This is a genomic window from Winogradskyella psychrotolerans RS-3 (genome assembly GCF_000427335.1).
In the GTDB taxonomy this organism is placed as follows: Bacteria; Bacteroidota; Bacteroidia; order Flavobacteriales; family Flavobacteriaceae; genus Winogradskyella; species Winogradskyella psychrotolerans.
Genome location: NZ_ATMR01000199.1, coordinates 12532 through 27146, shown reverse-complemented (window position 1 = coordinate 27146; position 14615 = coordinate 12532). Strand labels below are relative to the sequence as shown.

Here is a 14615-nt window from a genome sequence, read left to right as displayed (position 1 = left end):
TACTTCTAAATTCAGATTAATTATAATACCATGTTTTCTATAGGGCAAACCAAAATGCCTTCTGCTCCATTTGATTTTAGTTCGTCAATAATATTCCAAAAATCATTTTTGTCAATTACAGAGTGCATTGAACTCCAGCCTTCTCTTGCCAGTGGTAAAATCGATGGACTATTCATTCCTGGAAGAATTCTTATAATCTCATCAAGTTTATTATTTGGTGCATTTAAGAGAATATATTTGCTCTCTCTTCCTTTTAAAACTGATTTTAGTCGGAATTGAAGTTTATCAATTAAAGCTTGATTTTCTTCAGAAATCATAGGTGAAGTTGCTAATACTGCTTCAGATTTTAGTAAGACTTCAATCTCTTTTAAACCGTTTTTAAATAAGGTGCTTCCACTAGAAACAATATCACAGATACCATCTGCCAATCCTATATTTGGCGCAATTTCAACAGAACCATTAATGATGTGTAAGTTGGCTTTTAGTCCTGCTTTTTCTAAAAATTGATTCACCGTATTTGGGTACGATGTTGCTATTCGTTTTCCGTCTAAGTCTTTTAAACTTTTTGCTTTTGATGATTTTGGAACTGCAATAGAAACTTTACATTTTGAAAATCCTAAACGTTCAACAATAGTTAAGTCATTTCCTTTTTCTATCAATACATTCTCGCCAATAATAGCGGCATCAACCACGCCATCTCTAAGGTATTGTGGGATATCACCATTTCTAAGGTAAAAAACTTCTAAAGGGAAATTTCGTGCGGATGCTTTCAGTTGATCTTTTCCGTTATCAACAGAAATACCAATCTCCTTTAAGATTTTCATTGAATCTTCGTTAAGACGACCCGATTTTTGTACTGCAATTTTTAATTTACTCATAATTAAGCTTTGTAATGTCTAAGAATTCAATTGCGTTTTAAAAACAAAAAACCCGCTTGAAGTTCTCAAACGGGTTTTTAAAATATATTTTGAATTTATTCAATACACTTTCACCTCGCTTGAGCGATTATATGAAAATGATGATGTAATTGAATAAGAGTCATGTTCTTTATGTTGCTACAAATATTGTTAATTTAATTTTACAAATCCTAATTTTGATTCAAAGAATCTCAATTTTTAACAAATTAATAATATTTGTTTCTTTAATTATTGATTTCCTAAGATAATTGGCAAACCACTATCTCCCGAACCAATAATAATCGTTTTACTATTTGGTGATTCAGAAAGTTTCACAGTAGCTTCAATACCTTTATCTTGAAGAATCTTATCTGTTAACGATGCGCTTAGAATTCTATTTGATTCTGCTTTACCTTTAGCTTCAATAATTACTTTCTCAGCCTCTTTTCTTGCACTTTCAAGTCTAAATTCATATTCTAATGATTCTTGCTCTTGCTTTAATTTACGTTCAATTGCTTCTTTAATTGTAGAAGGCAATGTAACGTCTCTAATTAAAATATCATTTAATTGAATAAACTGTGGCTCTACAAGCTTTTTAGTCTCCTCAAAAATCTCTTCTTGTATTGCATCTCTTTTACTAGAGTATAATTGTTCTGGCGTATATCGACCAACAACACTTCTTGCAGCACTTCTAATCGCTGGTTGAAGTACACGACTTAAGTAATCTTCACCTTTTTGGTTGTGTAATTTTCCTAAACTTTTAACTTCTGGCTGATAGAGAATAGAAGCGTCAAGTTTAATATCTAAACCATTAGACGATAATACGGCCATTTTTTCTGCAACTTCTTGCTGACGTGTTTCATAATCTATAACTCTATTCCATGGAGCAATAACATGGAACCCAGGACCCAATGGCGCTTTTTCAGGGTCTACACCTCCACTAAGCGTTTCGTATAAAACACCTGCGTGCCCTGAATCTAAGGTCACTGCAGATTTTGCTAAAACTATTATTAAAAGTACAACTCCGATTAAAATCGGCAATCCAATCTTTGGTAATTTTTCCATTCTATTCTTTTTAAATTAATCCGTTATATTTTCTAATAAACCACTCAATAAAAAGGCTTAAAGCGATTAAACCAAGTAGATATTTCCAATCTATCAAAGGTACAATATTTTTAGTGCCTTTTTGTATGGTTTTGTAGCGATTATCACTAATTAAAGCACTAATCATCTCATCTATCTGAGACGGAAAATAGGCTGATCCACTACTAGTTTCTGCAATGGTTTTTAATTTGGTAATATCTGCGTTTAAAAATTGCTGCTCTACATTATATTCTAAAATTTGAAAGCTTCCTGAAGCCGTTACAGATTCCGAATTATGTTTTATCGTAAAATCATATAATCCGGCATTAACTCCACTTAAATCTACCGTGTAATTTCCATTATTTAATAAAAGTGGTATTTCTCTAATACTATCGTCATCCTTATTTTTTAATACAATACTTAATGAAGCCGAATTATCAAACTCAAAATTTTTGTTGAAATATTGTGCTGAAATTATTACATCGTCATTACCGTTATAAAATGATTTGTAATCTATATTAATACGTTTTCTCTTTTTGTTTGAACTTAGGTATTGCACAAGCTTATTAATGAATTCATCAAAGCCATTAAAACTATTAGTGTTGAGAAACGTTTGTGCTCTCCAACGCCAAATATCTTCACCGTTTAAAATAGCATGCTTTGTAGCGTCGGCTTCCAATGTTGCTAACAAAACATCATCAGTTATGATTCCGTTGACGCTTTTATACAATAGGGTTTCATGCGGAACTAACATTTGAAGCGCACCAAATTCAGATTTTAAAGGAGGAAAACTATTAAAGTCGAGATTTTCTACGATGAACGTACCATAGTTTCTGTTAAGACTTGGTTGATAGTTTTCAGTTTGATTGGTGATGGTTTGCTTAAAATAATCTTGAGTCTGATTCAATAAATTCCAATTAGTTGTAGCACCTGAAATGATGAATGTATTAATTTTTGTTCTTTAATTTCTTTTAAAAGGGAATTAAAGTCATTATTTGGCTGATACAATATAACTAATTGAAAATCATTAATTTTAGTTATAACGTCTTTTGGCTTTATAATTGAAACACTGCGTTGTTCGTTACTTTCAATTGCTTTTTTTAAGGCTCCTAAATCTGGATGCAAACGATCATAAACTAAAGCTATGTTTGTTTTTTGATCGATGACTTCTACTCCAAAATTCTTAGTATTATTAACTTTATTCTTTTCGTTTTCTAAAGCAACCAACTCAACTCTGTAAGTTTTCACACCAACACTATTCGCCATTAAAGAAGTAGAAACAACCTCAGAAGATTTAGAGGCATCCAATTGAATTGCTTTTCTATACACCAAGGCATTGCCAGACCATATTTTTAGTTCGGTATTGATAGACTCATTGCCATTATAATTTACAATAATCTCTACAGGAAACTTATTTTTGAGATACACATAACGATTTACATTCAGTTGCTTAATGCTTAAATCAGAATACACCGTGGAATCTCCAAGAATAATAGGATAAATCGGTTGCTTTACACCTTTTACTATATAACTGTAATCAGACCCATAGGTTTGATTACCATCACTCAATAGCACTATGGGTGCCGTTTGATTAGCATATACCTCACCAAATTGTTTTAAAGCTAAGGCCAAATTAGATTGACGTTCCTTAAAATTTAAAGTATCTAAGACATTAACGGATTTTCCAAAACTATACGGCTGAATATCGAAACGTTCTTTTAATTCTGAATTGTTATTTAAAGCATCGACCACGTCCCTAGCCTTTTCCTCTTGTTTTAAATAAGAAATAGATTCCGAATTATCAACAGCAACAACCAATGTTGGTTTCTCATCGAAATAGGTAAAGGATTCAAACTTTGGATTGATTAGTAATAGTAAAATTCCGAAGATTGAAATGGCTCTAAGAGCCGTGAGGACGTATTTTAAATTCGACTTTAATTTAGATTTATACAAATACTGAAACAGCGCTAATAAAAGCGCTGTTATTGCAGCAATTGTTATGTATATAATTGTTAGTTTATTCATTCAAATTTCGACAAATATCATAATATTCCTGACCTATCAGGAATGACAGTTTAAGTCAACATACCTCCATCCACATTAAGCGTCTGACCTGTAATATAAGCACTTAAGTCACTCGCCAAAAATACACACGCATTAGCAACATCTTCCGGTGTTCCTCCACGTTTTAAAGGAATACCTGCTCTCCATCCTTTTACAGTTTCTTCATCTAGTTTTGCTGTCATTTCAGTTTCAATAAAACCTGGAGCGATGACGTTGCTTCTAATATTACGCGATCCTAATTCTAATGCTACAGATTTAGAAAAACCAATAATTCCGGCTTTAGATGCTGCGTAGTTTGTTTGTCCGGCATTACCTTTTACACCAACTACAGAACTCATATTTATAATCGAACCTTTACGTTGCTTTAACATGGTACGTTGTACCGCTTTGGTCATGTTAAAAACCGATTTTAAGTTTACTTCAATTACTTTATCAAAATCGTCTTCTCCCATTCTCATTAAGAGATTATCTTTTGTGATACCAGCATTATTAACCAAAATATCAATAGCACCAAATTCAGCTAAAACATCTTCTGCTAATTTTTGAGATTCATCAAAATTTGCAGCATTACTTTGGTAGCCTTTAGCTTTTACGCCTTTAGAATTTAGTTCTTTTTCTAATTCGTTAGCCGCTTCAACTGATGAGCTATAAGTAAATGCAACGTTTGCTCCATGATCTGCAAAAACCTCTGCAATTCCTTTTCCTATACCTCTACTTGCACCAGTAATTATGGCTGTTTTTCCTTCTAAAAGTTTCATGTTTAATATGTTTTGTTAGTTATTTCAAAGTTGGTAATCCTAAAGTGTTTTTCTTAAATAATGTTCTTTATTCTATTTTCAAATTAAAAAAAATTAAAAATCACTTAAACCAACAATTAGGAAGACATTCAACAGTTTCAAATATACCAATTACAAATTGTGCGACATAAAAAAAACCTCATATTTTAACATAAATATGAGGTTTAATTTTAACGTTGCTTTTGATGTTATTGCTTTAACGTTTCAGGTTGATTGTAATTAAAAAGATAATCGATATCCATTTCTTTTATCGTTCCTAATTTGCTTAAAGCATCAAAATCCATATCCTTTTTATTTCCTATAACCATCACATTATACTCCTCACCTTTAATGTTTTCGTTAAAGAAAGCTTTAAGGTCTTCCATCGTCATATTATTGATAGCGTCATAAATTTCTTTACGATTATCATTATCAATACCTTGTTTTTTCAAACCTTCGTATGTCCAGAATATATTAGATTTTGTAATTCGCTCTGAAGCAATTTTCTTTAAAGTTGCTTCTTTTGCTTGATTGAATTGATCTTCTGCTTCTGGCATATTAGTCATTAATTCCATCATAGCACTCACTGCCTGTTCTAGTTTATTAGCTTGAGTTCCTACATATGCCATAGTATAATTAGGTTTTCCTGCTTCGTTAGCATTACTATAACTTGAAAATGCTGAATACGCTAAAGATTTAGATTCTCTAATTTCTTGAAATACTATTGAAGATAATCCGCTTCCAAAATACGTATTAAATAACTCAGATGCTGCCAATTTACTAGGATCAAACTCTTCCCCTTTTGCTACTAATAGAATTTCGCTTTGTACCATATCGTAATCTACAAAATAAACATTACCACCTGTTTCTAGATTGGTATATTCTGTTTTTTCAGGATAATCTAATAAGGTTTCAGGGATATTATGATGTGTATTTAAAGCCACTTTTACGTCATCGACAGCGTTTCCATAATAAAATATTCGGTGCTTGTAAGCACGCATTTCTTTTATTTTATTTACCAATTCTGTTGGACTCATAGCTTTTAATTCAACCTGAGAGTAAATGTTTCTTAATCTTGAATTATCACCATATTGTCCATAATTCATTAAGCCATTCCAAAAAATATTTCCTTTTTGAGTTTTACCATCCTCTCTATTTTTCAATATGCTTTCTACATATTTATCATAAGCTTCTTGGTTAGGTTCCGCATTATTCCATAAATGTTCTAATAACTCCAAACCTGCATCTAGATTTTCTTTAAGTCCAGAAATACCAACATAAGTTTTATCGCTAGATGAAAACACATTGTAGCTCACACCAATTTTATAAAATTCTTGTTTTAATTGCTCTGGAGTGTATTTGTTAGTTCCTAAATAATCTAAATAACCCGCAGCTAGAGACACCATGCGATCGTTATCTTGACCCATATCAAAAATAATATTTAAGTCAAAAATATCATTGTTAGGGTTTTCAATGTAAGAAAGCTTAAGTCCATTATCGGTTTTAGATTCTTTTATAGCTGTTTTATAATCGATAAATTGAGGTTTCAAATCTGGCGAAACCATAGCGTTTAATGACTTTAAGAACTCAGACTCTTTTCCTCTATTTAATTCAATTGGAGTAATCCCTGGGTTTTCTACCTTTACAATAGAAGTATCTTCGCCTTTAAGCTTGTGAACTTCGACATAATTATTTCCGTAAAATGCATTAGCGAAATCAACAACTTCTTGCTTTGTTATTTTTTTCATTTCATCGAGCATTTTAAGACGATTGTCCCATTCTTGATTGCCAATAAACGCATCTAAATAAGCATAAGCTGTTGCAGAACCATTCTCATATTGTTGAATTTGAGATAAACGCATATCATTAATAACGGCATCTAACAACCAATCTTCAAAATCTCCTTTTTTAATTTTGTCTACCTGAGCCAATAAAAGATCTCTAACTTCGTCTAAAGATTGCTCTGCTTTTGGTGATCCATAAAGTAAATGAAAACCATAATCATTATCAAAATTTGTAAAAGATGATGCGTTTTGAACCATTTGCTTTTGATTCAGATTTAAATCAATTAAACCTGCCTGAGAATTAGCTAGCATATAATCCACTAACTTTAACATCATCTCTTGATCTGATCCTTTTCCCTCAGACCTAAAGGCAATATAAATAGATTCTGACGTCGGACCTAAAACTTCTTTTTTAACAGGAGCTTCAATAGGCGCCAATTCAGCAAATGTAGGATGAACAACTTCTTTTTTCTCATAACTTCCAAAGGCTTCATTTATCTTTTTGATGGTACTATCAAAATCTAAATCACCCACCATAATCACCGCCATATTATTTGGCACATAATATTTATCGAAATACGCATTTATAGCTTCCATAGATGGATTTTTCAAATGCTCTGAGACACCAATTGTAGATTGTGTTCCGTATGGATGTGTTGGGTATAAACCTTCAAGAGCAGCAAAATATTGCTTACGTCCATCATTGTCTTGTCCTCTATTAAATTCCTCATAAACAGCTTCTAATTCTGTATGAAATAAACGCAGTACTAATTTACTAAAACGCTCACTTTCAATCTTTAACCATTTATCAACTTCATTTGAAGGGATTTTGTTGACATAAACAGTTTGCTCATTTGATGTAAAGGCATTTGTTCCTTCAGCTCCTAATGAATTTACCATTTTATCGTACTCATTGGCAATAGATAATTTTGAAGCTTCTAAAGAAACTTCATCAATTTGTTTATAAAGTGCTTTTTTCTTTTCTGGATCTTGTTCCTTTTTATGCGCCTCATATAAATCTGAAATCTGCTTAATTAGTTTCGATTCCTCTTCATAATTTGTAGTACCAATTTTGTCAGTTCCTTTAAAAACCATGTGTTCCAAATAATGCGCTAAACCTGTATTGTCGGCCGGATCGTAAGTTGAACCTGCTCTAACAGCAATCAGCGTCTGTATTTTTGGTTCTTCATTGTTTTGACCCAAATAAACTTTGAGACCATTGTCTAAAGTATATAGGCGTAAACCTGTTGGGTCATTAGCAACAGTTTCGTAATTAAAACCATTGTTGTCTTGATGCGTTGAGATAGCATAAGCCATGTCTTTGTTATTGCTTTCGGTCTTACAGCTAATAACCGCTGCAGCCATAAACAACAACAAAATCGATTGATAGTGTTTCATTTTTTGATTTTAGTTGATTAATTGGATAAAAAAAATCCATTAGCTATAAAAATATAGCTAATGGATTAATAACGAAATGTTTTTGTTAATATTTTAACAGAAAATTAGCCTAAAACTTCAGCTACTTTCTTTCCTATTTCTGCCGGAGAATCTACAACGTGAATTCCACATTCTCTCATAATTTTCTTTTTAGCCTGAGCAGTATCATCACTACCTCCTACAATAGCACCAGCATGTCCCATTGTACGACCAGCAGGAGCAGTTTCACCAGCAATAAATCCAATAACTGGTTTTTTACTACCACTTTCTTTATACCAATGTGCAGCATCTGCTTCTAATTGACCTCCAATTTCACCAATCATAACCACAGCTTCAGTTTCTGGATCATTGATTAATAATTCAACAGCTTCTTTAGTTGTTGTTCCAATGATTGGATCTCCACCTATTCCAATAGCTGTTGTAATACCTAATCCTTGTTTTACAACCTGATCAGCAGCTTCGTAAGTTAAAGTACCAGACTTAGAAACGATACCTACAGTACCTTTTTTGAAGACAAAACCTGGCATAATACCAACTTTAGCTTCACCTGGAGTAATAACACCAGGACAGTTAGGACCTATTAAACGACACGCTTTATCTTTGATATAGTAAGACGCTTTAATCATATCTGCTACAGGAATACCTTCAGTAATTGTAATAATCACTTTAATACCAGCATCAGCAGCTTCCATAATAGCATCAGCAGCAAAAGCTGGTGGTACGAAAATAATTGTAGTATCTGCACCAACTTTCTCTACAGCTTCAGAAACTGTGTTAAAAACAGGTCTGTCTAAATGTGTTTGACCACCTTTACCAGGAGTTACACCTCCAACGACATTTGTACCATATTCAATCATTTGTTCAGCGTGAAATGTACCTTCACTACCTGTAAAACCTTGAACTATAATCTTAGAATTCTTATTAACTAAAACGCTCATTTGATATTGTTGATTTTAAGTTTTATGTATTTTGTTATGCAAAAATAAGAGATTTTATACGCAAAAGCGACCTCTTTTATAATTTTATTTCTCTGTAAGATTTGACACTTTTTTCATCAGTTTCATCAGCTTGTTGGCTGATCTCAAATCCACGATATAATTTTTCGTCTTTTACTTCCCAAATAGTAGAAAAGTGCGCAATTGCTGTTTCTGCCTCTGGGTTTTCAATGGTAGAACCAAATAATGTATGTCTTGTTGTTACAAAATCACCTGACCCAATAAAATGAGTAAACTCAAACCGAACACTATTGTAGGACTGTCTTGTCGCTTCAAAAAACGTTTCAATGTCCTTATAATTTAACAATGTAAAACCTTGACTACTCGTCCAATGTAATTCACAATCTTTATGAAAATGCTTAGAAACCATTGTAGCATCATTCGCTAGGTCTGCTTCATAAAATGCCTTTACAACTTTTTTTGCTGACATTATAAGTTTTTTAATTTTTGAAGTATTTCTGGGATTCTCTTAACGTAAGCCATTTCTTTAAACATGGTTCTAGCATCTTGAGCAGGACTACCAAAATAAGTTTTACCCTCTTCCGTAGTATGTCCTAAACCAGATTGTGCATATAACACTGTGCCTTTTGCAATCGTAATTCCACTTTTGACACCCACTTGGCCCCAAATAGTTACATTATCTTCAACAACAACACAACCTGCAATTCCGGTTTGTGAAGCTATTAAACATTTTTTTCCAATGATGGTATCATGACCAATTTGGATTTGATTATCTAATTTTGAACCTTCACCTATAGTCGTATCACCAGTAACACCTCTATCTATAGTACAAAGTGCACCAATATCTACGCGGTTTTCTATAATAACACGGCCACCAGATTTTAACTGATCGTAGCCCTCAGGTCTATTTTTATAATAAAATGCACTTGCACCTAAAACTGTACCTGAATGAATAGTGACATCATCACCAATAATGGCATCATCATAAATACTCACATTAGCATGAATGACACAGTTCTTACCAATTTTTACATTATTACCAATAAAACAATTGGGTTGTATTACTGTACCTTCCCCAATTACAGCATCAGTAGCGATAGCATTATTTGAAGCTCTAAAAGGCTTAAAATGAGATGTTATTTTATTAAAATCTCGAAATGGATCATCTGAAATTAAGAGTGCTTTTCCTTCAGGACAAGCAACATCTTTATTAATTAAAACGATTGTTGCTGCTGATTCTAACGCTTTATCGTTATATTTAGGATGATCTACAAAAACAATATCACCAGGTTCTACAACATGAATTTCATTAATCCCTAAGATTTCAAAATCTTCAGAACCTTTATATTCACAATCAATTAAGTTTGCAATTTGCTTTAAAGTATATGGCTTGGGGAATTTCATTTCTCAGTATTTAGTATGCGGTCAATAGTCTTCAATCTTCAGTAATTTACTGCAAATTGAGGACTGTGTACTGCCAACTTCTTTATTCTTTAATACGTTCCTTATAAGTCCCCTTCTCTGTTTCAACTTTAATCTTATCACCTTCATTAATGAATAAAGGGACGTTAACTTCTGCGCCAGACTCAACAGTTGCTGGTTTAGTAGCATTAGTTGCTGTATTTCCTTTTATACCTGGTTCTGTAGCTGTAACTTCTAATATCACAGAAGCTGGTAAATCTACAGAAAGGGGCATATTATCTTCAGTATTAATTTGAATTGTAACCACTTCGCCTTCTTTCATTAAATCCGTTCTATCAATAGCAGACTCTAATAATCGGATTTGTGTGTAATCTGCTTCATTCATAAAATGATAAAATTCCCCATCATTATATAAATACTGAAATTTATGAGTTTCAACACGAACATCTTCAATCTTATGTCCCGCAGAAAAAGTATTATCCAACACCTTACCATTAGTAACGCTTTTCATTTTTGTTCTTACAAAAGCTGGTCCTTTTCCTGGTTTTACATGAAGAAATTCTATTATTTTATAGATATCGTTATTGTATCTAATGCATAATCCGTTTCTAATATCTGAAGTACTTGCCATGAGTTGTTTAATTATTTATTATTAGTTGTTTCTGTCTTTGTCAAAAGCCTAAGACAGATTAAAATTTAATTCGATTTAAAGTAGCCTTTCATTATTCCACGATGTGAATTCTTAATAAATTGAAGAATCTCATCACGTTCTGGTGTGGCTTCCATTTCTGCTTCAATTAAATCTGCAGCTTGTGTGTTATTGTAATTTTTTTGATATAATATTCTGTAAATGTTTTGAATCTCTCTAATTTTTTCAGAAGTATACCCTCTACGTCTTAAACCTACAGAATTAATTCCTACATAAGATAATGGCTCTCTACCTGCTTTAACAAAAGGAGGTACATCTTTACGCACTAAAGAACCACCAGTTACAAAAGCATGGTTTCCTATTGAACAAAATTGATGAACAGCCGTCATACCTGCTAAAATTACATAATCACCAACAGTAATATGTCCGGCAAGTGTGCTATTATTTGAAAAAATACAGTTATTACCAACAACACAATCGTGAGCAATATGGCAATACGCCATAATAAGACAATTGTTACCTATTACGGTTTTCATTTTATCGGTTGTACCACGATTAATCGTAACACATTCTCTAATAGTGACATTATCACCGATTTCGACGGTTGTGTCTTCATCATTGTATTTCAAATCTTGTGGAACTGCTGAAATAACAGCTCCTGGGAAAATACTACAATTTTTACCTATTCGAGCACCTTCCATAATGGTTACATTACTTCCAATCCAAGTCCCTTCTCCAATTTTTACATTATTGTGTATGGTTGTAAAAGGCTCTATAACGACATTTTTGGCGATTTTTGCACCAGGATGTACGTATGCTAACGGTTGGTTCATTTTTCTAGTTTTTAATTTAATAAAGCGGTAAAAATGTGTTCGCTATTGAACTTAGTAAACTCCTATTTAACTTTTGGAGTCTGCTCGGTTCATTTTTCTAATTTTTAATTTAGTAAAGCGGTAAAAATGTGTTCGCTATTAAACTTTGCAGACTTCTATTTTACTTTTGAAGTCGGCTCGGTTCATTTTTCTAATTTTTAATTTAATAAAGCGGTAAAAATGTGTTCGCTATTAAACTCCGTAAACTCCATTTAAATTTTGAAGTCGGCTCGGTTCTTTTTCTAATTTTATTTAACTTTTGATATTTGTGCCATCAATTCTGCTTCTGCACATAATTTACCGTTGGCATAAGCATAACCTTGCATATGGCAAATCCCTCTTCGTATTGGTGTAATTAAAGAACATTTGAAAATTAAAGTATCTCCAGGTACTACTTTTTGTTTAAACTTCACTTTATCCATTTTCATGAAAAATGTTAAGTAATTTTCCGGATCTGGAACCGTACTTAATACCAAAATCCCACCTGTTTGTGCCATAGCTTCAACAATTAAGACTCCTGGCATTACTGGTGCTCCTGGAAAATGACCTTTAAAGAACTCTTCATTCATAGTCACGTTCTTCATTCCAATGACGTGATTATCAGACAATTCATAAACCTTATCTATTAATAAGAAAGGTTGTCTGTGTGGCAACATATCCATAATTTGATTCACATCCATAATAGGAACTGAATTCAAATCGATTTGAGGAACGTTGTTACGTCTTTCATTCTTTATTAATTTAGACATCTTTTTGGCAAACTGTGTGTTTACAAAATGTCCTGGTTTATTGGCGATAACTTTACCTCTAATACGTGTTCCTATTAATGCCAAATCACCCAACACATCTAATAATTTGTGACGAGCTGCTTCATTTGGATGATGCAAAGTAAGGTTATCTAAAATTCCATTGGGTTTAACGGCAATATTCTCTTTATTAAAAGCGACTCTTAATTTATCCATAGTTTTATCAGACAACTCTTTATCTACATAAACTATAGCATTATTTAAATCTCCACCTTTAATTAAGCCATGTTCTAATAGCATTTCAATTTCATGTAAAAAGCTAAAGGTTCTGGCATCTGCAATTTCAGTTTTAAAATCTGAAACCTTATTAAGAGTTGCATTTTGAGTACCTAAAACTTTAGTTCCAAAATCTACCATTGTAGTAATTTGATACGTACTTGCTGGCATTAAAATTATTTCGCTTCCAGTCTCTTCATCTGTATAAGATACAACTTGAGTTACTTCATATTCTTCTCTAAAAGCTTCTTGATCAACAATACCAGCTTTCTCTAAAGCCTCTACAAAAAATTTAGATGAGCCATCCATTATTGGTGGTTCAGATGAATTTAATTCAATTATGGCATTATCTATATCTAAACCAACTAGAGCTGCTAATACATGCTCACAAGTTTGAATAGTTACTCCATTCTTCTCCATACAAGTTCCTCGCTGTGTACTTGTTACATAATTAGCATCAGCCTCTATTTTTGGAGATCCTTCTAAGTCTATGCGTTGAAACACAAATCCAGAATTTTCTGCACCTGGCTTAAATACCAATTTTACATCTGCACCAGTATGAAGTCCAACACCAGTAAGCGTTACTTCTTTTTCAATGGTTTTTGTTTCGTTTCCGTTTTAATTATTGCCATCTACTTTTTTTCTAATTCATTAATAGTTTTTGCCAACTTTGGTAAATTTTTAAAATAAACATAGGATTTATTAAAATCCCCATATCCAAAAGCAGGGGATCCTTGTAAAATTTCATTATCTTTTACATTACGCCCAATACCAGATTGCGCTTGTATTTTTACATTATTTCCAATTGTTAGATGTCCAACAATACCTACCTGCCCTCCAATTTGGCAATGTTCACCAATCTTGGTAGAGCCAGCAACACCAGATTGCGCTGCAATCACTGTATTTTTTCCGACCTCTACATTGTGGGCAATCTGTATTTGATTGTCTAATTTTACACCAGACCTTATAATCGTAGATCCCATCGTTGCTCTATCTATTGTTGTACCTGCACCAACATCTACATAATCTTCTAATATAACATTTCCAATCTGTGGAATTTTAGAATAACCTCCGTCCTTATTAGGTGCAAAACCAAAACCATCAGCACCAATTATAGCACCAGAATTAACAACGCAGTTTTCACCGATAATACAGTCAGAATAAACCTTTCCGCCCGGAAAAATAGTTGTATTAGCGCCTATTTTTACATTATCTCCTACATATGCGTTTGGATAAATCTTTACATTATCCCCTAATTCTACATTACTACCAATATAAGCAAAAGCACCTACATATATATTATCTGATATTTTGGTGCTTTCTGATATAAAACTCGGTTGTTCTATTCCTGATTTATTCGCCTTTATCCTATCATAATACTCCAGCAATTTAGAAAACCCTTCATAAGCATCTTCAACTTTAATTAAGGTTGTTGATATTGGTTTCTCTGGTACAAATTTATCATTAACAATAGTTATTGATGCTTGTGTAGTGTAAATATAAGGTGTGTATTTTAAATTGGATAGAAAGGTTAATGATCCTTCAGTTCCTTCCTCTATTTTAGAGAGTTTAAAAACTTCAATATTAGGGTCACCAACAACCGTTCCTTCTAAAATACCTGCTATTTGTTCTGCTGTAAATTTCAATGATTAGA

At 32.7% G+C, this 14615-nt stretch carries 13 protein-coding genes; all 13 read right to left on the bottom strand.

The window, feature by feature from the left end; genetic code table 11:
- Positions 1-20: 20 nt before the first annotated feature.
- Complete coding sequence (gene hisG / locus ADIWIN_RS17070; RefSeq protein ID WP_020897110.1) at positions 21-878, bottom strand: ATP phosphoribosyltransferase; 858 nt, start codon at positions 876-878, stop codon at positions 21-23.
- A gap of 267 nt (positions 879-1145) precedes the next feature.
- Positions 1146-1961 carry a prohibitin family protein gene (locus ADIWIN_RS17065; protein ID WP_020897109.1) on the bottom strand — a complete coding sequence of 272 codons (816 nt, stop codon included), beginning with the start codon at positions 1959-1961 and terminating at the stop codon, positions 1146-1148.
- A gap of 10 nt (positions 1962-1971) precedes the next feature.
- The gene (locus tag ADIWIN_RS21550; RefSeq protein ID WP_020897108.1) at positions 1972-2886 is read right to left on the bottom strand and encodes a hypothetical protein; all 915 of its coding nucleotides are present in this window, start codon (positions 2884-2886) and stop codon (positions 1972-1974) included.
- The gene (locus ADIWIN_RS21545; RefSeq protein ID WP_020897107.1) at positions 2883-4004 is read right to left on the bottom strand and encodes a hypothetical protein; all 1122 of its coding nucleotides are present in this window, start codon (positions 4002-4004) and stop codon (positions 2883-2885) included. The genes ADIWIN_RS21550 and ADIWIN_RS21545 overlap by 4 nt, the downstream gene beginning before the upstream one ends.
- 50 nt (positions 4005-4054) lie before the next feature.
- Positions 4055-4801, bottom strand: coding sequence for a 3-oxoacyl-[acyl-carrier-protein] reductase (gene fabG, locus ADIWIN_RS17055; protein WP_020897106.1), 747 nt, complete (start codon positions 4799-4801; stop codon positions 4055-4057).
- A gap of 227 nt (positions 4802-5028) precedes the next feature.
- Positions 5029-8001: a M16 family metallopeptidase gene (locus ADIWIN_RS17050; RefSeq protein WP_020897105.1), complete on the bottom strand. Its 2973-nt coding sequence runs from the start codon at positions 7999-8001 to the stop codon at positions 5029-5031.
- Between the two features lie 104 nt (positions 8002-8105).
- Positions 8106-8978: a succinate--CoA ligase subunit alpha gene (gene sucD, locus ADIWIN_RS17045; protein ID WP_020897104.1), complete on the bottom strand. Its 873-nt coding sequence runs from the start codon at positions 8976-8978 to the stop codon at positions 8106-8108.
- A gap of 76 nt (positions 8979-9054) precedes the next feature.
- Positions 9055-9465, bottom strand: a complete 411-nt coding sequence (locus ADIWIN_RS17040; RefSeq protein ID WP_020897103.1) for a nuclear transport factor 2 family protein — start codon at positions 9463-9465, stop codon at positions 9055-9057.
- Complete coding sequence (locus tag ADIWIN_RS17035) at positions 9465-10400, bottom strand: UDP-3-O-(3-hydroxymyristoyl)glucosamine N-acyltransferase (protein ID WP_020897102.1); 936 nt, start codon at positions 10398-10400, stop codon at positions 9465-9467. Before ADIWIN_RS17035 ends, ADIWIN_RS17040 begins: the two co-directional genes overlap by 1 nt.
- A gap of 82 nt (positions 10401-10482) precedes the next feature.
- The gene (gene efp / locus ADIWIN_RS17030) at positions 10483-11049 is read right to left on the bottom strand and encodes an elongation factor P (protein ID WP_020897101.1); all 567 of its coding nucleotides are present in this window, start codon (positions 11047-11049) and stop codon (positions 10483-10485) included.
- A gap of 65 nt (positions 11050-11114) precedes the next feature.
- The gene (lpxA, locus tag ADIWIN_RS17025; RefSeq protein WP_020897100.1) at positions 11115-11900 is read right to left on the bottom strand and encodes an acyl-ACP--UDP-N-acetylglucosamine O-acyltransferase; all 786 of its coding nucleotides are present in this window, start codon (positions 11898-11900) and stop codon (positions 11115-11117) included.
- 287 nt (positions 11901-12187) lie between these two features.
- Positions 12188-13558 carry a bifunctional UDP-3-O-[3-hydroxymyristoyl] N-acetylglucosamine deacetylase/3-hydroxyacyl-ACP dehydratase gene (locus tag ADIWIN_RS17020; protein WP_152487289.1) on the bottom strand — a complete coding sequence of 457 codons (1371 nt, stop codon included), beginning with the start codon at positions 13556-13558 and terminating at the stop codon, positions 12188-12190.
- Positions 13559-13593: 35 nt separating this feature from the next.
- Complete coding sequence (gene lpxD / locus ADIWIN_RS17015; RefSeq protein ID WP_020897098.1) at positions 13594-14607, bottom strand: UDP-3-O-(3-hydroxymyristoyl)glucosamine N-acyltransferase; 1014 nt, start codon at positions 14605-14607, stop codon at positions 13594-13596.
- Positions 14608-14615 lie beyond the last annotated feature (8 nt).

Bases quoted from the DNA above. Each gene is read 5' to 3' on its own strand.
- hisG (WP_020897110.1), bottom strand. From the start codon at position 878: ATGAGTAAATTAAAAATTGCAGTACAAAAATCGGGTCGTCTTAACGAA.
- efp (WP_020897101.1), bottom strand. From the start codon at position 11,049: ATGGCAAGTACTTCAGATATTAGAAACGGATTATGCATTAGATACAAT.
- ADIWIN_RS17040 (WP_020897103.1), bottom strand. From the start codon at position 9,465: ATGTCAGCAAAAAAAGTTGTAAAGGCATTTTATGAAGCAGACCTAGCG.
- sucD (WP_020897104.1), bottom strand. From the start codon at position 8,978: ATGAGCGTTTTAGTTAATAAGAATTCTAAGATTATAGTTCAAGGTTTT.
- lpxA (WP_020897100.1), bottom strand. From the start codon at position 11,900: ATGAACCAACCGTTAGCATACGTACATCCTGGTGCAAAAATCGCCAAA.
- ADIWIN_RS17050 (WP_020897105.1), bottom strand. From the start codon at position 8,001: ATGAAACACTATCAATCGATTTTGTTGTTGTTTATGGCTGCAGCGGTT.
- ADIWIN_RS21545 (WP_020897107.1), bottom strand. From the start codon at position 4,004: ATGAATAAACTAACAATTATATACATAACAATTGCTGCAATAACAGCG.
- ADIWIN_RS17035 (WP_020897102.1), bottom strand. From the start codon at position 10,400: ATGAAATTCCCCAAGCCATATACTTTAAAGCAAATTGCAAACTTAATT.
- fabG (WP_020897106.1), bottom strand. From the start codon at position 4,801: ATGAAACTTTTAGAAGGAAAAACAGCCATAATTACTGGTGCAAGTAGA.
- ADIWIN_RS17065 (WP_020897109.1), bottom strand. From the start codon at position 1,961: ATGGAAAAATTACCAAAGATTGGATTGCCGATTTTAATCGGAGTTGTA.